Source organism: Rugamonas sp. FW305-51, from assembly GCF_058786935.1.
On the sequence record NZ_JBYSZG010000004.1, the window covers coordinates 212,160 to 234,140 of the forward strand.

Genomic DNA, 21,981 nt, shown 5'->3' on the forward strand with positions numbered 1-21,981 from the left:
TGGAGGTCATACGCCTGCAGCGTCGCTGCAGTGGTTGGTATCAAGCCAGTCCAGGGCGCGGCACAGAAGGCAGCCCCAACGGCGGCCGGCTGCACGCGCACGATTCGCGCGGCTGCTGACCGTTTCGTCGGGATCACCGTCCAGGGCGGCATTCCCCAGCTGGTCGTGCGCGACAGCCATCGTCCAGGCCCTGTCGGGGTCTCTCGCGATCAGGTAGAACATTCGCCACGCCGCCAGCAGCGAAGCAGCAATGCAGATCGGATAGATGGCCAGCAGCCGCAGCCTGGCCAGCAGCGCCTCGCGCAGCCGTCGCACAGTGGCGGCGGAGGCCAATTCGAACTCGCCGACCATCAGATCGGCCACAGCGCCGTCTGAGCCTGGCCGGCCAGAATGAGCGCTTCTTCCAGTTCCACTACGCTGACCAACACCTTCTCGTTGTCCGCCAGCACCCACATCGTCGACTCCTGCCCTGCAGCCTTGAGGGCAAGGATGGCGCGCGCCATACGCCCCTGGCTGACCTCGTCGCCATCAAAGGTCACACCGGCTGCGGTCGTGACTTGAATCCCCGCCACGCGCTGATCGCGCTCTTGCTTAAGCTGGTCGCGGGTCTTTTCAATCGGCGGCGCCGGCAACACGACCACATTGCCATCCTCGTAGACGCAACCGTGCACGCCAGGCTCGAACCCTTCCGGCGCGTCGACCACAGAGAACCCGTCGGCCAGCTCGGCCGGGACGGTCACGCTGGGGCCAACGAAACCGCCGCCGTCGACCTCGCGCACATCACCGAAGTCCACCACCCGCGAATCAGGCCCAATCAGAAGTTTCACCGTCATTGCGCAATCTCCATCACACGAATTTTCTTGTTGCTCGTGTCGGGGAACACGATGTAGTTGCCCAGGGATTCGAAGCTGCCCCAGCTTTGCCCCATGACGAAGCCACCAGTGGGCGTGGTGTTGATTGCCGAAAACTTCGTGCCGCGTTTCGACGCCACGTAGTTGTTGCTGCCATAGATGACCGGGATGCCGTTGACGACGTTGCCGTAGTAGATCGTCCCGTAGCTGCTGCTGAAACTGCCCAGCAGCGTCTGCGTCCATGCACCGGTTGCGCTGTTGTAGGTCACTCGATAGAGCGAGTTGGTGCCAAACTGCAGATACCAGGTGCCTGGCGTTGGCGACTGCAGCTCGGCACCAACGCCTTGCGCGGTCGTCTTGTTCGGCTGGTATGCCACCGTGCCTGGAGTGCCGGTGCTCTCGCTCAGGAGCGAATACTGCGGCTGCACACTTCCCGACGCAGCGGAGTGCGGGACCACAATCCCAGGCGTAGGTCCACCGAATCCCTGAATTGACAAACGGTAGCCGGGATTTCCCAGGTAATACCCGCCAACCGTGTTAGGGCCTGCCTGACCGTTAATCACGGAGATTGCACCGGCGGTCGTAATGTTGAAGATGTGCGTGAACGCTGTCGCCACGGCTGTGCCAGTTGTCTGCGGCCAATAGGCAATGTACTTGGTCGTGCCTGGCAGCTGCACAACAGAAGCCTGGCCAGGCGTTGCATAGCCGGCACCGAGCGGCACAGCAGGCGAAGTCGCGGCCGCTGCAACCACCCCGGTCGCGTTGTTGATCGAGTACGTGATTACATAGGCATTCGAACCATTGGTAGGAATGCCTGCGACCGCGAAACAATTTGGCCCAACCTCCGTCATTTGCGGAGCAGCGCCGCCAGTCCCCGGTACGGGCGTTCCGAACTGCGAAGGTGCGCCCCCTGGCGTGAGCGTCAAGCCGGCCACCGCAAAACCTGTGTAATACGGTTGCGACGCGGTCTGGCCGCGCACTGCAATTGCCACAGCCCCGCCGCTCAAGACCAAGGCATTGATCTCATCGAACACGAACCCACCTGCTGGAACAAGCGCCGTTGCCCCGACGCCTGCGACCAATGCCGCATCGAAGGAAATCAGCTTACCAGCCACGCGGGCCGACGCGGGAGTGTTCCATGCCTGCCCCCAGAACACGCCGACCGTAGTGGCGCTCATCTTCACCAGCATGAACTTCGAGTCCGTTGAATACGAGGCAGTAAGCGTCTGCACGGAGCTAATGGCGCCCGTAACGGGATTGAATGCCAGCAGACCAACGCTCGCGCCCTGAACGACCAGGCATACGATCAAAGTCGGCGACACCACCAGGAAAGTCTTATCGATCTCGCCGGTCGACGCCGGCAAGTTCGGCCGGAACGTGAGGTAGCTCCAGCCACTCGGCAACGCCGCATCGAAGAAAGACAGGATGCCGTCATCGCCGCCAACCAGGTAGTCCCAGCGGCCCGCCGCGCTACTGACGTCGGCCAGCGTGTAGGCGGCTGCGCCGCCGGCGGGCATGACTTGCTTCAGCACGCCGGAGCCATCACGCACGCCCAGCTGGTGAACACCCTGGTTACAGGCGTATGCCGCTGCCACTGCGGCTTGCATGGCACTCGCTGGAGGAAACTGCATTGACGCGCCAGGCCCCAGCGGCGTGAGGTTCTGCACCATGGCGCCGGCCGACGACAGCACCAACGTCGAACCGGCCGCCACGTTCGCGGTATTGCTGCCAGTCCCAGGTATATCGACGGGGCTCGTCCATGCGCCCGTATTATCGAGCGCCGGGTCCACATTGGACACGGCCGCGCCTACCTTGGCAAAGCGCTTACGGTTGGATGGGGACCAGACAATTACCCCGTCGGCATACGGCCCCGCCACCCACTTAGGGGCATTGGAGCCGATGGCCGCTGCCTGTGCGCTGGCGTCTGCCGCCTGGGCGCTCAGGTTTGCCGCCGTCGCACTGTTCGCCGAAGCCAATGCGCTCGCTGCCGCCGCCAATGCGCTCTGGTATGCATCGACGGCGTTGTTGTACAGATTGAGTCCGAAGGCCACGATCTGCGTGCGGAAAATGACAAGGGCTGCCAGGAAGGTGTCCATTACCGTTGCGAAGCCCGTAGGCTGGCTCTGGTTGGGCGCCTGCGGCAGCGGATCAAGAACTGGTGGTTGGGTTTGCGCCATCAGATATAGACTCCAGTTGCAGACTGACGATTGCCTCAGTCTGGTTCTTCAAATTGATAGTGAACTTCTTGTAGATGCCGCAGATATCGACGGCTTCCGCATACGGGTGCGAGTCGTCGGCGATACCGCAGTAGATTGCCGGCACGCCGCCGGCAAGGCGATCGCGTAGCCGGCGCACGACGCGCACCGACTCGATGGGCACAAGGATCTGTGACACCAAAGTCGGCGCGTTCGGTTCCGGCTGCAGCACTGCCATCCCGGTCGGGTCCCGCTCGATCGTGGAAAAGTTCAACGTGTCCGACTCCGCCTCGGCCAGCATCGTTCCCATCTCGACCCGCTGTCCGATCACCAACGACGCGCATTCGACAGCTCCTGCGGTGTTCTGCAGCGTCACCTTCAGCTGCGCCCCCGTGTACGGCGGCAGGTTGAGCAGCGTAAGGCTGGACTGGATCTCGAACTCCTTGAAGCAGTACTCGTAGGCATTCCTCACCTCCCTCACGTTCAGGCTCTTCGAGTAGCTGTAGACCACGTTCCCATTGCTCGTCATCAGGACATCGACGGAGGACGCGACAAGTCCGCGCAAGGCGAGCGAGTCGATCCGCACGCCCGGAGCCAGGACAACCTCCAGCACCCCCGCCTTCTTCGAGGCCGTATTTCGGAACAGATCGAACATGGCGTAGCGGTTGGTCGGCCCGATGTCATACCACCACAAGTTTTGGGTCGCCGGCCAGACCGGCAGGGCTTTCCCCTGATTCGCGGCCTGAAGAGACTGGTACTTGCGGTGCGTAGTTGAACTGATCACCTGGGCGTCGAGGGCGTACGACGTAGCCGGGTTATATTCGACCTCGCCGGCGTCCGGCTCCGCCACCGTAGAACTCACCACCCTTGCGGTGGTGATCTGCAGTGGCGGAATGACGTTAAAACTCATGCAACCTCCGTCTTGACCGTGTTACCGTTTCGCGTCACCCGAGCCAGCGTGTCCGCGACCGCCTTGCTGCTCTTCGTTCCGGCTTTCACCTCGGTCAGAAGCTCATGCAGCAAGCGCACCGTCTCGTCTCCCGACTCCGAGTCGTCCTCATACTCGGCCGCTTCACGCGCCGTCAGCACGCGCTCATTGCGATGCAGGATCGCCTTGTAGCCGTCATACGGCACGCTGGCTAGCCCGTTCGCATGCGAGCCATTGGCCGCTCCAAAGCCATTGATCGCCTGCCAGAAGGCCGGGATCGACGCGGCGAACTTCGCCTGCTGATCCGCCACCAAGCCGGCGCGCGCCTGCACCGCGGAGAATGCCTTGGCGTAGTCGAGACCACCGACGCCCAGGGTCTTGAGCAGATTCAGGTACGTGTTCGACGCCTCCTGCAGATTGGAAGCGTCGGCGGCTTCGAACTGCTGCTTCGCGACGTCGATCCGCGTCTGGCTGCCGAGTGGGGACAGCTCACTCCCAAACAACGACTCGCGGTAAGCACGCAGCGCACGCGCACTTTCCTCCGCGCGCTGCATGGTGGCAACCAGGGCGTTACCGAACGACAGCATGGTTTCATTGGCCTGCTGCCGCGCCTTCTCGATCGCCTCCTGCGCCTTCCGGCTCGCTTCCGCCGCCTCTTGAGCAGCGGCCTTCTCGTCGGTCAGCGCGTAGATGCGCTCCTGCAGCGGCCGCAGGGATTCGTCCATCGCGGACAGTTCCTCGCGGCGTTTGCGGGCCAAGGCTTCGGCTTCGGTGTGCGTCAGGTCGTAGATTTCCCCTTCCAGCCGCTTCCGATCCGCCGCAATTTGCGCCGCGTTGTCGGCGGCCTTCGTCGTCTCTTCCAGTTCCGGGGTCACCTTGGCAAAGGCGTCGGCCAGGTCAAGCAGCGCCGAATACTGCTTAGCGCCCGCCTCGGTCGTGACGTCCAGGCCGAGGACGACCTGCTTGAACTGATCGCGGGTCGTGACGCTGGCCAGCCCCATCGAGGCCAACTGCTCGGTTACATACTTTTGCAACGGCGCCAGGCGCTCCGACTCGCTCAGGAAGTTCTCCGCGAAGCTTTGCGATTTCTCCGCCAGCTTGTCGACGCCGCCGGCCAGCTCGATCAGGCGCTCCCGCGCCGCGATACTTTCCATGCCGACCATGCCGAACGTGCGCCCGATCGACGCCATGATGGAGTCAACGTTTGCGTAGTCCGACGCGATCCTGGTCAAGGTCTCGAAGTACCCCTCACCGACCTGCTGGAACTGCTGCAGGCCGCCCACCGCGAAGCGGGCCATGTCATCGCCGATCTTGGAGAACACCGCTTCCAGCTGCTTCTGGATCTCCTCACCGGACAGATCCTTCAGCGATATCTTGCCGACCTCCACGACGAACGAATTCAGATGCTGCGTGAATGCGTCGCCCCCGATGCCGAGCAGCCCACCGGCCTGCTTCACCGTGTCGGCCAGACCGATGATGATCTTGGTGAACTGATCATCCGCCTCGCTTCCCAGGGCGGTCAGCGTGGTGCTGTACTTGTCACTATGGAAGACCCCACCGGACTTCTTCGTGTCCGTGTACTGGCTGGCATGAATGCCTCCCGCCAGCACCTGACCCACCGATGCACGGTCGGCCGTCAGGCCGGTATCGAGGGTCGTTACCTTCCCGCCGAAAATTCCGCCCAGTACCTTGCCCAGGACCTTGCCGCCCAGTCCGCCGGTCAGCTTGTCCAGCGTCACACCGATTACACCGCCCGTAATGGCCATGGCCACCGTCGATCGTCCGAACGCCTCGGCGGAGCCGACGCTGTCGCCGCTCAGCTTGCCGGTCAGTCCCGCGTCACGCACCAGCAGGCCGCCCAGCCCTGAGATCGAGTGCTCAATGCTGCGCAGCGACGCCAGCATGCCGGCAGTGTGCGACAGCTCAATGCCCGAATTCTTCTCGATCAGGTCCAGCGACCTGGCGATCGAATCGGACTTCGCATTGGCGTCACCCAACACGGTGCCCGTACCGGCCGCCTCCTGCCGTTCCTTGGCGATGTTGGCGCCACCGCCGCCACCCAGCCCACCGACAATCTTGGCGCCGATGGCTACGACAGCAGCCAGCGTTGCCGCGCCGGCAGCCAGGTTCAGCGGGAATGGCATCGACGCGATTGCCTTGACCACTGCCGTTACGCCCCAGGCACTGGCCTCGGTCGCCGCCAGCCCAGTCGATGCCGCCGTAGCGGCCGCCTCGCCGCTGACTTTGGTCGCGTTCAGCGCCACGTTTGCCGCGACCTCGCCTTCCTTGAAGAAGATCTTCTTCGCCATGGCTTGCAGCGCCATTGCCATCTCGGCAGCGCGATAAGCCTTCTCGACCGCCTGCAGGGTCTTGTAGCCGGCCGAGTTTTCCTTGAAGAAGCCCTTCGCGGCATTGGCCATGTCGCCGTAGCTTCGGAGCTGCGCCTGGGCGGATGCGACGGCCGCTCCGGCGTTTGCCTTCTCAATCTTGGTGCGATCCCCGCCAGCGTCTTTCGTCGCGGCGGCAAGCTGGGCAGCGATCGCAGCCTGCGTCCGCTGGTAACCAGTTAGCGCAGTCGTGAGACCGCCGATTGCCTTGCCCACGCGACCGAACGACGCCTCCATGCCGGCAGCAGCCGATCGGGCCGCATCGTCCAGTCCCTCGAAGATTTTCAGCACTTCGGTGGCGCGCGTCACATCCACGTCGAGCACCACCTTGCGGCTCTGGTTGGCATACCAGGTGTTGTACTCGGCCTGCAGGCGCTTCTGCGCTTCGGTGCCGGCACCAGCCAGGCGGATACGCTCCTGCCAGTTGTCGGCATCGATCTGCAGCAGCGCCGTAGCGCGTGCACGCGGATCGGCTAGTGCTTCGGCCGCCGCACGCTTGTTCTCCTCCGCCAGCTGGGCCGCATAGCCCAGCGCGCGGGTCTGCGCCAGCGTGGCCTGCTCCACCTTCACACGCTCAGCAGACTCGGTGCGCAACTGGCCGATCATTTCATCGGTCAGAGGACGGCCTGCCTTGCGCTGCTCCAGCAGGTACTTTTCGAGATCCGCTTCGGCGCGCGTGGCCACCGCCGCAATGGCACGCGCATCGCTGCTCTTGCCGTACAGCGCGTATTCCTCAGCCAGCGCCGCGCTCGATGCCTTGCGCTCGATGGTGCTCTTGCCGATCCAGTCGGCCACCTCGCGTTCCATCTTCTGGTTGGCTAGGCGCTTCTCGGAAGCAGCCTGTTCTTCCAGCAAAGACTGGATGGAAGACTTGCGCGCGGCCGACAGCTTCAGCGTGCCTGCTGCCAGCTCCTGCGCAACCTTGATGCCGATTTTCTGGCTCTCGGTAGCATTGACGCCCGCCTGCGCTTCCAGATCGTTTTCAGCGGCCTTGGCTTTGATCGCCGTCACCAGCTGCTCGTACGCCGATACTTCCTTCTTGGCCCCCTGGTCGACCGTCTCGAAGTGCTTGCGGATCTTGGCCTCGTCCTCGCTGCTGAAGGCATCGCCCAACGCCGCCTTCCACTTCTTGATCTCCGCCTCGGCCTTGTCCGCCTTGGACCCGTATTCCTTCATGAAGTCCAGATGCGTCTTGGCATTCTTGCGGGCCGACTCGTCCGCCGATGCCTTGTTGAAGCGCTCGACAATCACGGTCAGGTCGTTGTACTGACCGCCCAGCCGTTTGAGCAGCTCGACGCGGGCTTCCACATTCAGATTCCCGAACTCGGCGCCGGCGGCATATTCGCCCTCCCGCTTGATCAGGCGCTGGATCTGCGCATCGACCTCGACCAGGCGCTGCGCTGCCGGCGTCTCGGACTTGGTGGTCGGCACGCCACGCGCTGCGGCCGCATTGCGGGCCTCGATGCGCGCGATCTGCTTGTTCATGTCGGAGATGATTTCCTCAGTGCTGGCACGCACCGCCTCCGTCGCAGTTTCGGCAGAATCCTTGCTGGTATCTCGCCACACGGCCCATGCCGTCGCGGCCAGACCGAGTACCGTGACGACGGCGCCGATCGGGCCGCCCAGCAGGCCCAACGCACCGCGCAGCAGACCGGCGCCGGCAGCAGCACCGGTGGAGGCCGCATTCAGGGCGGTTGTGGCAGCCGCCTGGGCAGCGGTTGCGGCGGTCGCCTGGGCGCTTACGCGCGCCTGCTGCTGGCCGAGAATGGCCAGCTCTGCGACCATCGCTGCGCGCAACGCCTCGGCTTGCGCCAGATCGGCCGTGGCCAGGCGGAGCGTGCGCAAGGCAAAGCTCTGTGCGCCGGCCGCCGTGGCCGCCTCGATGGCTGCCGTAGCGCTGGCGATGTTTGCCTGCGCCTGAGCGAGCCGCGCGACGACTTCTTCGCGCGCCACGATGATCCCGGCCTGTGTGGCAGCTGCCAGTGCACCGGACGCGGTAGCGCGCGCCAGGTCCGCCTCGGCCGCGGCCACAGCGGCAGCGCGCGCGGCCTGGTCGGCAGCGATCTTGGTGTAAATCTCCGTCACCCATCCCGCCATCCATGCTGCCACTTTCGCGGCGGTCAGGGTTTGCACCAGGCCGAGCAGCAGCGTCAGGTTATTGGCCAGGAAGTTGATGCCGCCGGCCAGCAGCGACACGGTGCCGTTCGCAGCGGCCTGCTGGCCCACGAATTCCAGCACGTTGTTCTTGAGCACGGTGAAGGCGCCGGCGATCGTGTTGACCTGCTTCGCCTCCTCACGCAGTTGCTGCAGTGCATTCGGCAACACCTCGGCCATCACCTGGGACGTGATTTCGCCCTCGGATGCCATCTTCTTCAGCGCGCCAACCGGCACGCCAAGGCCATCGGCCAGGGCCAGCATCAGGCGGGGCGCCGCTTCATTCACGGCGTTGAATTCCTCGCCGCGCAGCGCACCGGCAGCGAAGGCCTGCGACAGCTGCAGTTGGGCCGACGCCGATTCAGCGGCCGTGGCGCCGGAGACTTTCAGGCCCAGGTTCACCACCTCGGTAATGTCGGCCACACGCTGCTGCGAGATGCCCAGCTCGCGCGTGCCATTGGCAATTCGCGCATAGAGCGTGCCCGTGCCCGCCAATCCGGCCTGCGCATCCTTGGCGATGCGCCGCACGTCGTCGTAGGCCTGGCCGTATTCGCGCTGTGATTGCGTTGCCAGGCGCAACTGCGCCGTGAATTTCGTGTACTCGTCCGCCAGCTGGGCCACCTGCGCGACACCGACACCTACGCCGATGGAGGCCAGCGCCTCCTTCGCGAGATCGACGGCACGCGTAATGCCGGCCATCGACTCGGATACAACCTGGCGCGACTGCGCCATGTCCCGCTGCAGGCGTGCAAGGTCCGCCCGCAGGAGGATTTCCATATCCCCTACAACCATGTGTTCCTCGTATGGATGCGGCCCTGGAATGGGCCAGTTTCGCCGCTTTGGCGTCGGATCAATCCAGTGCCTCGTCAAGCAGCTTGCTGAGGTTCGGATTGCGGTAAAGGTCACCAAACGGCGGCTTGCAATATGGGTCTTCTGCGGCCCGGCCCTCGGTGACGTAGTCGAGCGACAGCCGGCGCAGCATTACCACTTCCCATGGGTGAAGCTCGAAGCCCATGTTGGCCTGCCACGCCGCTATTTCTTGGTGCGATACGATGCCCACACCCATACCGGCCGCTTCGGTCGGACCGACTTCCCACAGGTACTCGGCGATGTAGCCCGCAGCTCCGGTTGGCGGCATCACGGGCGTGATGCCATCCTTCTTGAACTGCTCCCGCCTCGAAATCGGTTTGGGAGCGTTCTTGGGAGGGGGCTTGTCAGGCACCGGCACGGCGTCGAGCCATGCGCAGTACCGCACGTACAGGCTTACTTGGTCGCCGAGCTCTTCGAGAAATTTGCCCAGTCATTGATGTGCTTGTTGATCTGTTCAGGGATGAAGCCGATCTCCGGGGTGGTGTAGATGGCCTTGAACAGCGCCTCGCCCTGCAGCTGGTCAAACTCGACGTTCTGCAGTTCCACGGTGCAGGCGGTAAGGAAGTCGGCGTTCTCGCGCGCCTGCTCTTCTGCCGACTGATCGGTCTTGCCCTTCTTCTTCAGGCGGTCCATGGTCTTGTTGGAGGCGGCGGCCTGCGCTTTCTTGAACGGCTTGGAGCCAGGGCCGTACAGCACCGCGATCATCGGGCGGTTCTGGTCAGGCTGGCCATCCGGGCCGTCGGCGAACATCGGCTCGTCGTCGGAGTCGCGCAGGTGCAGGGTGGAAGTCGGGGTAACGGAGAATTTGCGGATATCGGTCATGGTTTTCTCTTAATTCAGGATGATTAAATGACAGCGGCCAGCAAGTGCTGGCCGCCATGGGTACTGCGGGTTGTGTTGCTTCAGCAGGCCGACTTACGGCGCCGCCACGCGGATCGTGTCGGTCTGGCGCAGCAGCGTGATGGCGCCCATCACGACGTTGTCAACCGAGCCCATCTCTTCGACGAACTTGGAGACCTGCGCCGTGAAATAGCGAATCGCCTTGTCCTGCTTGACGACCTTGAAGCCTGGGATCGAGTAGTTGTTGGAGGCCGCATCCACGATCTTCTGGCCGGCGTCGTCTTCATCCCAGCCGCACTTGAATTCAGTGGAGCCGAGTTTGTAGCTGGCCTTCTTCTCGATCTGCTGCGCTTTGTCCACTGGCGAATAGTTCGAGGTGTTGTAGTCGCGGCCGAGCACGGTGCCCATGTCCGTGATCTCACCCACCTTTACCCAATCGCAGGCCTCGAAGCCGATCTTGTCGTTCGTAGCCGGACCTACCGCGCTGACCCACAGCTCACTGCCAGCAACAGTCGTGACGTTTTCACCACTCATGCATGTTCCCTTTCAAAAAAAATGCCCGCGCACATGGCACGGGCGGTTGTGATACTCATTTGCCAAGAGAGCTGGCATTGAGCAGCTACGTGCCCAGGGTTCCAGGGCTCGTCTTGTACTTCAGGACGTAGTGCGCCGTGATCAGGCACACCTTGCCGTCTGCATACTTCGGCTCGTCGGTGCCCACCTCGCTTACAGCCAGGGAACCTTCCGACTTGAATGCCATCAGGATTGGATGCGCTACCGCCAGTACAGCGTCGGAAACATCCTCCGGGCTACCGCCGCGCGTAACGGTTGAGAGGCGCAGTTCGCAGTCGCGAATAGCACCGCCGCCGACGTTGGCCGTGGGGCGTTCGCGCCCGCGATGCACGACCAGGACTGTGCCCTCCTCATAGGAGAACGCCCCCTCGATCGTGCGTTCGATGGTCGCCGGCACGCCGGCGGCAACGAAGGCTGCGACCAGCTCATCGATGTAACGTTGTCGCCGGGTCGTCATGGGTTCACCTTGTCCAGAATGGCGATGAAGAATTCACCGGTTCCCCGCGCACGCGGCGGCTCCGCGACCTTGAAGGTCTGGCCGTCGACGCGCACCACGGAATGGCGCGCCAGCGTCATATCCGCCGCCTGGTATTCGATCGTGTAGTCGGTGGTGTGCGCCACGCCTTCCATCACGATCTGGTCCGGCCGGGTATAGCCGACGTCGAAGGGAGCCGGCGGACCGGACGGCGGTACGTACTCAGCCTCGAATAGCATGCCCGCCGTCTTGAACGCCTGCCAGAAAATGCCTTCACCGAACGCCATCGTCAGGCGATGACGGCGTCGATCTTCAGCAGCGCGATCGCGCCGCCAGCTGCCTTCGCTTCCGTCGCAACACCGACACGAGTGTTGCCGGCGGCCGTGGTCGTCAGACGCTTGTTGCCCGCATCCCAGTACAGGATGGCGCCCTGGGCGATAACGTCGGTCGCCAGAATGGGCAGCTCGAACACGCCCTCGCATTCGAAGTCGCCAGATTGGTTAGCAGCCACGTCGGCCACTGCGACACCGAAGATTTTGCCCACCAGGACGGCCTCACCAGCGAGGACAGCGGCAGCAACCAGCAGGGTCAGCGTGGAGCCCTTTTGAACGTAGTTTTTCATGCAATTCCTTTATGGATGGAAAGTTGTGCAGACGCCTGCACAGACGTCTGCGGGGTGCTGCGCTTACGCGCCAGGGGTGCGGTACAGACCGCGGAAGTCGATCGCCTTGGCCGCGAACGCGTGACGTGCCTTAATCTGCAGGCCATCCACTTCGAAGCCAACGCGCTGCTCGGTGTACAGGCCTTCTTCGCCTTCCAGGTAGGCGTACTCGACCGTATCGATCAGACCAGGCGCTGCGGACATGAACCAGTCCTTGCTGTCGATGCGGCCTTCGACCACCACTTCCAGCGAGGTGTTGAAATTCGGGTTCACATCGCCGGCCTTGGCCGCCACGAAGGAGGCCGATGTGTACTTGTTCGCGACAGTCTCGTTGTCCGGACCCACGATCAGGAAGGAAGGCGTCAGGTTCAACACGCGGCCCTGTGCGCCTTTCTGTTTACGCATTGCTGCACGCGCCGCGCCCAGTGCGACGTCGTCGATCGCGGCGCCGGCCGCAGCCAGGTTGCCGTGATCGGCATGGAACAGGTTTTTGTTGTCCGACATCTTGTGTGCGCCGGTCAGGATGCCGTACACGATGTCACCTTCCAACGCTGCAGCTTCGGCAGCCAGCGCAGTCGGGATGCGATCGAAAGCGCCCAGGTCGTCATTGACCAGCGACTCCCAGGTCAGGGCGATGATGCCGCCGGATTTCGCCAGCGCGTACTTCTCGGCACCGTCGCCGAAATGCAGCGCCTTGTACTCGCCACCCTCCTTAACGCTCTTGAAGGCCGACGATTCGGACAGCTGCACACGCGCCACCTGGCGGAAGTCCGGCGCGGTGCTGCGGCGAGCCCAGCCGACGAAGGTGCGAGGCTGGATCTCGTAAGCAGCGCGCAGGGTGCGGTTAACGGTCGAGCCCAGGATCTGCGGCAGGTCGGAAGTGGACTGCATGCCAGCACGACCGCGCATATCGTGATCCAGGTTCAGGGCCAGCACCGCGATCTCGCGACGGTTCATGCCGCGCGTGTTGCCGGCGGCTGCTTCGATGCAGGAGCGGGCCAGGTCGATCAGGTTATGGCCGCGATACTGGCGAGCAGCTTCCACGCGACCGGCATCGGTGCGGATCGCTGCGTTCGGGTTAGCGCGCAGGGTGATGGCATCGGCCATCGCCGCACGGCGCACATCGGTCTCGTCGCTCACGGTACGGATGTCCGCCGCAGCACGGGTAGGATTCGCAGCGCTGCGCTTGGCCTGCTCGCGCAGCACAGCCATGCCTGCGTCTGCGACAGTCATTTCGCTACGGGCGATCAGGGTGTCGGCGAAGGCAGGCTCCAGGCCGCCGAGGGTGACGGCTTCACGGATACCGGTCTGGCGCTCGGATTCCATGCGCGCGCCTTCTGTGCGAGCGGCTTCGAGTGCACGGGCCTGGTCGTTGTTCGGGGCTGGAGTGCCAGCAGGGGCCGCCGATGGATTGATTGGATCTGGCATAGGGTTTTCCTTTCGGGTTGGATTGCCGGCGGCTGCCGGAGGGTTCAGTTCAGGATTGCTACGGGTGACGAAGGTGCACGGGAAAGTGCGGCCTTCGGGTTTCGCCGGTGGCGGCGCGCCTGGATCGCTCCGCACGCCAGCATCAGCGTCGGCCCCGATCGGAACGAGCGATACTTCCGTCGGCTCCCAGTCGATCGCACGGTAGGTCCACAGCTCGCCTTCTTTCGCCGGTGGAATGCGCTCGATCTGGTGGGTCGTGTAACCAACCGACACATTGCCGATGATCTTGTCCACGACGTCCTGGTAGTAAGGCTCGACGTCCTGGCGCTTAGAGAATTCCGCCGTGGCCTGGCCTTCGCCATCGGCAATCGATGCGGTGCGGATGACACCCAGCACATCGCTGAGGTCATAGCGGCCGTGGGTGTTAAGCAGCGGGGCGCGCCCCGATTGCAGGCGGCCCATGCGCACGTGCGCAGGGTCCATACTCAGCTCTTCCCAGTAGTAGCGTTCGCCCCAGTAGTCGTAACGCATGACTCGGGTACCCTTGCCCCACATCAGCTCGACGGTGCGCGACTCGGCGTTGACTTTCGTCACCGGCGCCAAGCGACCCAACATCGGCATCTGCTGTACTTCTGTTGCAGGTTGCGGCATTTGCTTTCCTCAAATGAAAAGCCCCGCAGGCCGAAGCATGCGGGGCTGGTTGTTGAAGCGGTGCGCCTTAGTCGGCGCCGATGATCTTGGCGGCCGTGGCGCCATCGAGCAGCTTCTCGCTGACCGACGAATCAGTATCGAGCAGTACGCCGCTGGTGCGCAGCTGCTCGCGCTCCGCAGCGATTTCGGCAAACACCTTGTCCGGATCGTCGCCACGCTCACGAATCGAAGCGGACAGCGAGGTCAGGCCGCCGCGAATAGCCTCCTTCTCGGCCATTACGTCCTTCAGCGGATCTACCCACTGCAGTTTGGGCATGTTCCAGATAAAAGGCACGATCGGACCGCGCGAGCGACCTGCCAGCCGCGCTACCTCCTGGAATCGGCGCGCGATCGGCGCCAGTACCATCGGCTTCAGGGCCAGCCACTGCTCCGCCTTAATCATCTGGCGCACCTCCACCAGGCCGGCACGCTGGCTGCTGTAGTTCGCCTTCGAGTTATCTCCCGTCATCTGCGAGTACATCAGGCCGGCGCCAGCGGCGATGGCGTGCAACTGCGTCGTCGTGTATTCACCGTAGCCGCCGCTGGACGACGGGTTGCCGAAGTCCACGCCCTCTGCACCGGAGATGTACTTGATCATTCCAGGCGCAACCTTCTCTTGCGTCGGCCCTTTTCCGCCGGCACTGCTTTCGCCCAGTCGCACGGTTGTGTCGTCAGTCCGGACAAACGCCACAAAGCAGGACTCGATCTTCTTACGGACCAGCTCGGCCTGCTCATAGTCGGCCAGGTCACGCAGTCGCAGGAGCGATACGGCGAACTCGGGCATGCCGCGCACCTGCGTCGGACGGCGCTTGCGGTAATAGTGCAGCACCTCGGACGCCGGCACACGCTTGCTCTCCAGCGAGCGTAGTCGATAGGTCGCCACCTCGCCGGGGTGAACCGGATACAGCCAGTACGCAACCCGCTGGCCGATCTGGTTGAATTCGACGCCGGCAATCGCGAAGTTGCCGTTCGCCAGCTGGCCGGTTTTGGTCGCGTCCAAGTGATCCGGTTCCAGCACCTGGATCTGCAGCGGCACTGGCAGCCCGTCTTCGGGCGCCCGCGCACGGAAGCGGAACAGCACCTCACCGCTCTCGCGGCGGGTGCGGTGTCCCAGTTCAATCAGGCCAGCGAAGTCCAGCTGGCCGTCCGCGTCGGCGTATTCGCACCAGTTATCCCATAAGGCCTGGTCCGGCGCCTTGGCGGTGATGCCATCGCCGATGGTATTGGCCACCAGGCTATCGAGCGCGCGGGCCGCATATTCGTTGTTGCGCACCACGTCGCGGCAACGATTCCGTACGATCTCCAGGGATGGCGCGATCTCGGCATTTGCGCTACCGCTACCTGCGAACCAGTTTGCGGTGCGGCGGCCACGCTTCCCAGCGTCGTAGCTGCGCGCCATGTCCAGGCCGATCCGAGCATGGGCTCGCCTCGCGCCGGCAACCGGGTCGAGGAAGGCAATGAAGTGATCGATAAAGTTCATATCAATCTCGGCTGAAAGTGGCGAGCGAGGCAGGCCCGCGATTGGAAAGGCGGGGCGGCGAAAGAAGGCCGGCATCCACCAGCTGGCTGTATACGAAACCGCGCGCCTTCAACAGCTCGCCGACGCTGCGGTATTCAACCTCCTTGCCGTCGTACTTGACCTTCAGCTGGCCGGATGCGATGGCAGCGTCGAGCGCAGCCAGTTGGGTTGTAGTAAAGGTTGTCATATCAGTTCAGCCAATTATCAGTTTCGGATAGCCAGTCGCTCCCTTCCGGGTCGCTCGCCGCTTGTACTGCTTCCTGCTGCACGGCCGGCGCTGACTGCTGTGCAGACGTCTGCACAGGCTCCGCCTCGGCCTGGCTCGCAGGCGCCGGATTCACGATCACCGGCGCACTGAACAGGTCCCCCATGCGCGGCTCGATCATCTGGCGCAAGTGATCCCAATCCGCTGCCTGCAGGCGGTTGATACGCACCATCGGATGATTTGCCGCCGAGTAGGCGTAGACCCAGGTATCCAGATCCTCGTTTCGGGCGCGGATCTTCACCCAGCGCCCCTGCCGCTCATCGAACACCTCGGATGTGATCTGATCCCAGAATTCGTCAGGCAGGCCTGCAGGGAAGCGCACCATCCGCTGTTCCGGCGGAGCCAGCTGCAGCACGCCGTCGATCTCTGGCTCGTCACCGGCCAGGCGGGCAAAGAACGCCGCCTTCGCCGTGTCGGTGCCAACCATCCACAGCTGCACACCGTTTTTCTGCAGCACGCCCTTATCGTTTTTCACGTCCTGCCTGGTCGGCTTGGTGAGGATCGGCCGGTTCTGCTGCTTTGCGCCCTTGATCGCCATCACTGCGTCGGTGCGATGCTGGCGCACGTAGTTGTACACACGATGCGTCGCGTAGCCGGTATCGATGGCAGTCATAGCGATCCGGATGTCAACGCCGAAGCTGTTACGGATCGGCCGCCGGCGGAACTCCGTCAGCTTGTCCCACACTTCCTGCTTTTCCGGATCGCCATGCAGCTCGATTCGGTCGATCGTCGCGCACCGTTCGTTTTCGCCCCAGCCGACCAAGTGCAGGTGCAGACGGTCCTTCTGCACATCGACGCCCAGCGTCAGCACCAGGATGCCGCCCGGAATGGTGCGCAACGCCCAGCCCTCGGCGCGACGCTTCAGCTCCGAGCCTTTGACGCGATCACTGTGGTCTTCGTATGGTTCGCCCTTCTGCAGGTTGACGAACGGCTGCAGCTTCGCTCGGTCGCGGCAAGCCACGAGCCATTTCTCAGCGATCTGCGGCCAAGTAAGGCCCAGGCCGATCGGTGCATACAGCGCGTTGATGTGGTAGCCCAGTCGCGGGTTGTCCGGATAACGGTGGACCCAGCCTGCGCGACCAGGGCCTTCCTCTAGCATCCAGCTCTTGTGACGCTCCTCGATCGGGTCACCACAGTGTTCACAGAGATAAACGGCCGTCTCTGGCTTGTGTACCTTGCGGCCCGCCTCGTCAAGTTCCTTCTGCCAGGCCAGCCGTTCAAACTTCAGCACCTGCCGCTCTTTGCAATGCGGGCACGGAACGTGGTACTGCGCCTGCGAGGACAGCGCATAGTCTTTCGCGATATGCGACGTGTCGGCGCGGCCAGGCGTGCTGGACTTGTAGCGTTTCGCCCGTGGGAACGTCACCGTGCGCTGTTCAGCCAGGGCGATCGGATCGCCTTCGTCGTCAACGTCGCCGGGGTATCGGTCCGTTTCGTCCAGCCCCAAGTTCTTGATCGGCATCGACGCCAGTGCGCTCGCCGCATTCGAGCCAGTCATCACCAGCATGCCGCCGGGAAAGTCCTTCATCAGCGTCGTGTTTCCGCTGTCGCGGGAACGCGCTGGCGGGATCTTTGCCGTCAAACGCTCCGAGTTCTCGATCATCGGAGTGATACGCTGCTTGCTGTACTTCTCGGCCATATCGACCGATGGCTGCACGACAAGCATCGGCGCCGGCGCGTGATCGATGATGTAGCCAATCCAGTTCAGCAACACCTCGGTCTTGCCAACCTGCGAGGCCGCCATGAAGCAAATGTCCGTCGCCGGGTGCTGAGGCGACAGAACGTCCATGATCTCCCGCAGGTACGGCGTCCGCGACGTCCGCCACGGACCAGGCTCCGCCGCGCCCTTGGTAGGGAGGATACGATGCAGGTCCGCCCACTGGCTGACAGTCAGCTCCGCGGGCAATTCCCAGGCCGCCTCCACTGCGTCCAGTATTGCTTGGAAGCCGTCTACCAGGTTCATACCGTCACCTCAGCGCGCTCGCGCAGCCTTTCAACTTCGCGCCGCATCACTTCGCAGACACGCTCGCATTCCAGCCGCAGCAGTTCGTGCACCTTGACCGGATCAGTCTCCGGCGCGATCAACTGGGCCAGTCGATCAGGCAGCTGCATGAGCGCAGTGCGCGCCGCAATATGCGTTGCCTGGACGGCTTGCACCATCGGCGCCACTTCCGCGATCGTGCCCTGTAGCTTGCGCAGTTCAATCATCTTGAGCTGGGCGTCGATCTGCTCCTTCTCGGTGCGGGCCTGGTGGTATGCGCTCGGCGCCTTATCCGCGCCGCCGCGCGACCGGCCCGACGCCTGCTCCTCCTCCTGTTCGGCTACTTTGGGCGGCGCCGGCATGCTCGCCAGGTCATCGCCGTTGCGGTACGCCTCCCAGCGTTCACGCACGCCGGTCTTGCCGGGGTCGCCGGTCGCTTCGATCAGCTTGAGCGAAGCCTCGACGTTCACCAGCTTGCCGTCTTCGGACAGCACCAGGCGATTCAGCGCCTTGAGCTTGCTGACATAGCTGGGGGCGCAGCCGTACACCTGGGCGAAGGCGGACTTTGAAATGTATCCATCCATGCGCACCACCATTTCACTTCACCATGGGATTTCACTTCACCATGCAGATTTCACTAACGTTGGAGGGCTACGACCGGGGAAACGACGTGGCTCGAATTACCCGTGCGCGGCCACCCCAGGGAGGACCCTGAAAAATTTGGGAACCGGCCGACCGGCTCTCACTTACGACGGAAGGCCGCGCCCGATAGTGCGAAGGCCAGCGCCGACTTGAACTCGCCTCCGAACCGGGCACGCGCCACGTTCTCCACGATCTTGTCGAATGGAATCAGCACGCGGTATTGCGGCGCGCTGTCGGTGAACACAAATACGGGCCGTATGCCCTCACCGAAGCCGAACGACTGGCGCTGCCATACACCCTCAACACCATCAATGGCGCCGACGAAGTACTGCGCCGATCTACCCTTGCGCTGGCTCCTCTTGCTACCAGTGCGGTTGGCCATGTAACCTTGCTCACCGAAGGCACGAAGCGCTGAGAGGATCTGGACGATCTGTGAGCGGCGCACGTTGCCATACTGGTCGAGCTGTGCACCAGCTGCAGGCACGGCGTACTTCCCGCTCTTCATCAAGCCACGCGCGATCAACGCACGCTCGAATCGCTTCTGAGAGCGCGGACCGCCATGGACTTCGGGACTGAGGTACTTGCTGGCCGGTGTACCCTTGAAGGAATCGTCCTTGAAGAAGACACGGGCGAACGGCTGGGCGTCCGACTTCTTTGCCGGAACAACCCGCAAACTATTCAACGAGTAAGACGTGGGCCGGTCGAAGCGTTGGCGCATCACATCCACCACGCCGGCCGCCCCGACTTGCGCTGTCTTGGTCAGCGCCATCGCAACGGCGAACGGTATGTGCTTGCGGGCCGCGTCATCCAGGTTCTTGAGCAACTGGTTGATCTGCTCCGCCATCGTGATCGTTGCCATCCGCCCCTCCAATCCGATCCGATGTTTGTGTGCAGGCGTCTGCACGGGATAAAAAGCGCCCGGGGTTATCACCAGGCGAAGGACGACAGCACGCTTGTATCCCCCGCTTTACAGCGGATCGAGACAAGATCACCACCTTTCGTCGTTGAGAATTGGTGCGCTTAACGTTCTCGCCCAACGCCGCCGTGCTTAGGCTACGGCCGATCTGAAACCAGATACAACTTGCGGCCGTAAACGAAAAAGCCCAGCTGGTTAGGCTGGGCTCTTGGGATCTGGTTTCTACCGGCGAATCTACGCCTCCATCAAGGAAGCGTCGAATTCGACAGTAGGCACGGGACACCCCGGCAGGCAAGTTGTAGAGCGAATGGTAGCCGTGTCGTCCAGCTTTTTCAAGATGGTGTTCAGATTATTTTTCGCACGCGCCACAACCAGGCGGACGTGCGGGCCGCGCACACCGACCAGCTGGCGCCGGATCTTGTCCTCGGGCCACTGGTGGATGTAGAGGAACTTCAGCGCCTGGCGGTCGTTGTAGTCGCCCAGCTTGCGCCATGCCGCTTCGATCAGCCAGCCGTCCAATTGGTCCGCGCTCACGATGCCACGCAGCGGCTTAAATTTCTCGTCCAGCACTTCCTTTGCCGGCGGCGCTTCTGACGTGCGCAGCGCCACATACCATTTCGCCCAGCTCGCACAGCATGCCGAAGATGACGTCACACCACCAAGCACAACACGCCGCCAGTTATCCATACGCGCTTCGAACTCTTTCATCACGATCCCATGTCCAGTTTTGATCCACGCCGCCGCCCTGCCAGCTTGGTTATGTTCATTTTTCCAAACCCTCAACACTGTCAACACTACCCCCCACATCGGAGAGCCTGATTTTTACTAGCTTTGTTGACGGTATTGATAGTGTTGATAGTTAAATCTGAAGTTGTATAAAAAATTCCACCGCTTTTACTGCTGCTTCCACTCGCCAGCCGTGTACGTGCGCGTGGGTAACGCAAAAAACGCCAATACTGCCAACACCGCCAACATCCCCTGTATCCATGCGGGTTTGCGATGTGGGGGGTTTGCTCCCATGTTGGCGGTTAACCGTCAACATCAACAAAATTCCTGCTCTTGTACGACTTGAGCGCAGACTCGAACAGCCCACATGCTGATTCCGCCCACTCGCGCAGCGTCTTGCCTGCCGGCTGATCCCCGATCAGGAAGACGATCCGCTGCTTTACCACCTCGCCATACTCGTACTTGATCGGCTGCTTCTTCAGCACCGCGCCCGCATACCGCTCCACGGAAGGGCTGAACATCGTCTGCGTGGTGTACCGCGACTCGCCCGACCGCGTGCACCAGGTCTGGAAGGCTTCATACAACTGCGTGACGCCGACCGTGATGAAAGGCAGCGGCAACAGGCCGCTCGACCACTCCCGATAGAAGCGCTCGGACGGCGCCAGGCTCTTCTCGATCAGGTTGTCCTTCGCCTGGTTGTAGATCGGCTTCGTGTGTTCATTGAAGTCGCCCATGTCCAAGTCGTGCATCAGGTAGTGGTAAAACGCCTGTATCCCGCCCTGCTCGATCTCCTCGGCCACGCTGATGTAGAACTCCTTGCTCAATGCCGGCGGCGTCCATACCACCAGGTAGCGGCGGTCCGTCTTGTCCAGCGCCAGCGGCTGCAGCTCGTTCGACAGGAACACGAAGTTCATCTGGTTCCGCTCGCTGTGTTCCGGCAGTCCCTTCGGGTTGATGATGATCGTGTCGCCGGACACCAGATACTTCAGCTTGCCCTTCATCTGCTTCAGCTCGGCCCGCGTCACCACTTCGTCGGCCACCATGAACAACTTCATGGACGCCCAGTCGTTGAACGGCGCCTCCAGCTGCTGGTTGCCGATCACGTAGCCGTATTCACCGTAGATCGCCTTGACCACCTTCTCGAAGAAGAAGTTCTTACCGGAGCCCTCGTCGCCATGCATGATGATCGACGTTTCCATCTTGGCGCCCGGATTGCGGAGCGGATAGGCCAGCCAGCGGGCGATCCAGTCGAACATGTCGTGGTTGCCGTCGACCAGATGAAGCAGCAGTGCCTGAATCTGGAGGCACTTGCCAGCCTTCGGCTCCATCTGCCATCCGCTGAACAGGTTAACCGTCGCCGTTGGCCCGCTTCGTGCCGGACTGGGTGTTTCGGTCGGATCGAAGACGATGTTTTTCTTCAGTACCCACTTGCGCGCCTCGCCGCCCCAAAACTTCATGACGTCATTGTTCTGCACCACCGTGCGCATCGCCGACAGCTTCATCAGCATGCGCTGCCGGCAGTCCCACACCAGGTCCTCGCCATAGATCAGAATGAAGTTGTCCAGCACATCCTCGACGGCCGCCCAGTGCTCAACGCCATACACCTTCTTGGGTTTTTCCTTCTTGGCATGGCCACCCGCCCCCTCCCCCCCGGCGAAAAGCGGCGCGCTTGCGCCAAAGGGGACATCGTCCAGGTTGGCCAGGGTGGCCAGCTCGGTATCGTCGGCGGCCAGCGGATAGTCATAGTCAGCGGCCAGCGCGCCGACGGCGGCCGTAAACGAATCAGCGGCGTCCCCGACTGCGACTTCCGGTTCGGGGGCCTCCGCCCCCGCTTGAATTCCTTCCTCTCCTCGCTGGGCGGGCCCAGCGCTGATTACGCC

19 protein-coding genes are annotated in these 21,981 nt (G+C 62.8%); all 19 read right to left on the reverse strand.

Annotation, left to right across the window (positions count from 1 at the left end):
* Positions 1 to 6 precede the first annotated feature (6 nt).
* Positions 7 to 363: a hypothetical protein gene (locus tag AC3WOS_RS04955; RefSeq protein WP_492714731.1), complete on the reverse strand. Its 357-nt coding sequence runs from the start codon at positions 361 to 363 to the stop codon at positions 7 to 9.
* Positions 351 to 833 carry a DUF4376 domain-containing protein gene (locus AC3WOS_RS04960; RefSeq protein ID WP_492714732.1) on the reverse strand — a complete coding sequence of 161 codons (483 nt, stop codon included), beginning with the start codon at positions 831 to 833 and terminating at the stop codon, positions 351 to 353. Before AC3WOS_RS04960 ends, AC3WOS_RS04955 begins: the two co-directional genes overlap by 13 nt.
* Entirely contained in the window at positions 830 to 3,028 is a 2,199-nt protein-coding gene (locus AC3WOS_RS04965; protein ID WP_492714733.1) for a hypothetical protein, read from the reverse strand. The genes AC3WOS_RS04960 and AC3WOS_RS04965 overlap by 4 nt, the downstream gene beginning before the upstream one ends.
* Entirely contained in the window at positions 3,000 to 3,956 is a 957-nt protein-coding gene (locus tag AC3WOS_RS04970) for a hypothetical protein (protein WP_492714734.1), read from the reverse strand. Before AC3WOS_RS04970 ends, AC3WOS_RS04965 begins: the two co-directional genes overlap by 29 nt.
* Positions 3,953 to 9,292, reverse strand: coding sequence for a tape measure protein (locus AC3WOS_RS04975; protein ID WP_492714735.1), 5,340 nt, complete (start codon positions 9,290 to 9,292; stop codon positions 3,953 to 3,955). The genes AC3WOS_RS04970 and AC3WOS_RS04975 overlap by 4 nt, the downstream gene beginning before the upstream one ends.
* Positions 9,293 to 9,365: 73 nt before the next feature.
* Positions 9,366 to 9,743, reverse strand: coding sequence for a hypothetical protein (locus AC3WOS_RS04980; RefSeq protein ID WP_492714736.1), 378 nt, complete (start codon positions 9,741 to 9,743; stop codon positions 9,366 to 9,368).
* A gap of 35 nt (positions 9,744 to 9,778) precedes the next feature.
* Positions 9,779 to 10,207 (reverse strand): hypothetical protein, encoded by a 429-nt coding sequence (locus AC3WOS_RS04985; protein ID WP_492714737.1) that lies wholly within the window; start codon positions 10,205 to 10,207, stop codon positions 9,779 to 9,781.
* A 93-nt stretch (positions 10,208 to 10,300) separates the two neighbouring features.
* On the reverse strand, positions 10,301 to 10,759 hold the full coding sequence (locus AC3WOS_RS04990; protein WP_492714738.1) for a hypothetical protein: 459 nt from the start codon (positions 10,757 to 10,759) through the stop codon (positions 10,301 to 10,303).
* 85 nt (positions 10,760 to 10,844) lie between these two features.
* Complete coding sequence (locus AC3WOS_RS04995) at positions 10,845 to 11,255, reverse strand: hypothetical protein (RefSeq protein WP_492714739.1); 411 nt, start codon at positions 11,253 to 11,255, stop codon at positions 10,845 to 10,847.
* Positions 11,252 to 11,560 carry a head-tail joining protein gene (locus AC3WOS_RS05000; RefSeq protein ID WP_492714740.1) on the reverse strand — a complete coding sequence of 103 codons (309 nt, stop codon included), beginning with the start codon at positions 11,558 to 11,560 and terminating at the stop codon, positions 11,252 to 11,254. The genes AC3WOS_RS04995 and AC3WOS_RS05000 overlap by 4 nt, the downstream gene beginning before the upstream one ends.
* Before the next feature lie 2 nt (positions 11,561 to 11,562).
* On the reverse strand, positions 11,563 to 11,895 hold the full coding sequence (locus AC3WOS_RS05005) for a DUF2190 family protein (protein WP_492714741.1): 333 nt from the start codon (positions 11,893 to 11,895) through the stop codon (positions 11,563 to 11,565).
* A gap of 63 nt (positions 11,896 to 11,958) precedes the next feature.
* Positions 11,959 to 14,013, reverse strand: a complete 2,055-nt coding sequence (locus AC3WOS_RS05010) for a prohead protease/major capsid protein fusion protein (RefSeq protein WP_492714742.1) — start codon at positions 14,011 to 14,013, stop codon at positions 11,959 to 11,961.
* Between the two features lie 67 nt (positions 14,014 to 14,080).
* A complete protein-coding gene (locus AC3WOS_RS05015) occupies positions 14,081 to 15,532 on the reverse strand; it encodes a phage portal protein (protein WP_492714743.1) in 1,452 nt (483 codons plus the stop codon).
* Between the two features lies 1 nt (position 15,533).
* Positions 15,534 to 15,758 (reverse strand): phage head-tail joining protein, encoded by a 225-nt coding sequence (locus tag AC3WOS_RS05020; RefSeq protein ID WP_492714744.1) that lies wholly within the window; start codon positions 15,756 to 15,758, stop codon positions 15,534 to 15,536.
* Position 15,759: 1 nt separating this feature from the next.
* Positions 15,760 to 17,799 (reverse strand): phage terminase large subunit family protein, encoded by a 2,040-nt coding sequence (locus tag AC3WOS_RS05025; RefSeq protein ID WP_492714745.1) that lies wholly within the window; start codon positions 17,797 to 17,799, stop codon positions 15,760 to 15,762.
* Positions 17,796 to 18,413 (reverse strand): hypothetical protein, encoded by a 618-nt coding sequence (locus AC3WOS_RS05030; RefSeq protein WP_492714746.1) that lies wholly within the window; start codon positions 18,411 to 18,413, stop codon positions 17,796 to 17,798. Before AC3WOS_RS05030 ends, AC3WOS_RS05025 begins: the two co-directional genes overlap by 4 nt.
* A 146-nt stretch (positions 18,414 to 18,559) precedes the next feature.
* Positions 18,560 to 19,318 (reverse strand): hypothetical protein, encoded by a 759-nt coding sequence (locus AC3WOS_RS05035; protein ID WP_492714747.1) that lies wholly within the window; start codon positions 19,316 to 19,318, stop codon positions 18,560 to 18,562.
* Positions 19,319 to 19,609: 291 nt separating this feature from the next.
* A complete protein-coding gene (locus AC3WOS_RS05040; RefSeq protein ID WP_492714748.1) occupies positions 19,610 to 20,083 on the reverse strand; it encodes a hypothetical protein in 474 nt (157 codons plus the stop codon).
* A gap of 320 nt (positions 20,084 to 20,403) precedes the next feature.
* The coding region (locus AC3WOS_RS05045; RefSeq protein ID WP_492714749.1) for a DUF5906 domain-containing protein at positions 20,404 to 21,981 on the reverse strand (1,578 nt) is incomplete at its 5' end.

Excerpts from the sequence above, each read along its gene's own strand:
- AC3WOS_RS05005 (WP_492714741.1), bottom strand. The coding sequence starts at position 11,895 with ATGAAAAACTACGTTCAAAAGGGCTCCACGCTGACCCTGCTGGTTGCT.
- AC3WOS_RS05015 (WP_492714743.1), bottom strand. The coding sequence starts at position 15,532 with ATGAACTTTATCGATCACTTCATTGCCTTCCTCGACCCGGTTGCCGGC.
- AC3WOS_RS04990 (WP_492714738.1), bottom strand. The coding sequence starts at position 10,759 with ATGAGTGGTGAAAACGTCACGACTGTTGCTGGCAGTGAGCTGTGGGTC.
- AC3WOS_RS04975 (WP_492714735.1), bottom strand. The coding sequence starts at position 9,292 with ATGGAAATCCTCCTGCGGGCGGACCTTGCACGCCTGCAGCGGGACATG.
- AC3WOS_RS04970 (WP_492714734.1), bottom strand. The coding sequence starts at position 3,956 with ATGAGTTTTAACGTCATTCCGCCACTGCAGATCACCACCGCAAGGGTG.
- AC3WOS_RS05040 (WP_492714748.1), bottom strand. The coding sequence starts at position 20,083 with ATGAAAGAGTTCGAAGCGCGTATGGATAACTGGCGGCGTGTTGTGCTT.
- AC3WOS_RS05010 (WP_492714742.1), bottom strand. The coding sequence starts at position 14,013 with ATGCCGCAACCTGCAACAGAAGTACAGCAGATGCCGATGTTGGGTCGC.
- AC3WOS_RS05035 (WP_492714747.1), bottom strand. The coding sequence starts at position 19,318 with ATGGCAACGATCACGATGGCGGAGCAGATCAACCAGTTGCTCAAGAAC.
- AC3WOS_RS05025 (WP_492714745.1), bottom strand. The coding sequence starts at position 17,799 with ATGAACCTGGTAGACGGCTTCCAAGCAATACTGGACGCAGTGGAGGCG.
- AC3WOS_RS05020 (WP_492714744.1), bottom strand. The coding sequence starts at position 15,758 with ATGACAACCTTTACTACAACCCAACTGGCTGCGCTCGACGCTGCCATC.
- AC3WOS_RS04960 (WP_492714732.1), bottom strand. The coding sequence starts at position 833 with ATGACGGTGAAACTTCTGATTGGGCCTGATTCGCGGGTGGTGGACTTC.
- AC3WOS_RS04985 (WP_492714737.1), bottom strand. The coding sequence starts at position 10,207 with ATGACCGATATCCGCAAATTCTCCGTTACCCCGACTTCCACCCTGCAC.
- AC3WOS_RS04965 (WP_492714733.1), bottom strand. The coding sequence starts at position 3,028 with ATGGCGCAAACCCAACCACCAGTTCTTGATCCGCTGCCGCAGGCGCCC.
- AC3WOS_RS04995 (WP_492714739.1), bottom strand. The coding sequence starts at position 11,255 with ATGACGACCCGGCGACAACGTTACATCGATGAGCTGGTCGCAGCCTTC.
- AC3WOS_RS05030 (WP_492714746.1), bottom strand. The coding sequence starts at position 18,413 with ATGGTGGTGCGCATGGATGGATACATTTCAAAGTCCGCCTTCGCCCAG.
- AC3WOS_RS05000 (WP_492714740.1), bottom strand. The coding sequence starts at position 11,560 with ATGGCGTTCGGTGAAGGCATTTTCTGGCAGGCGTTCAAGACGGCGGGC.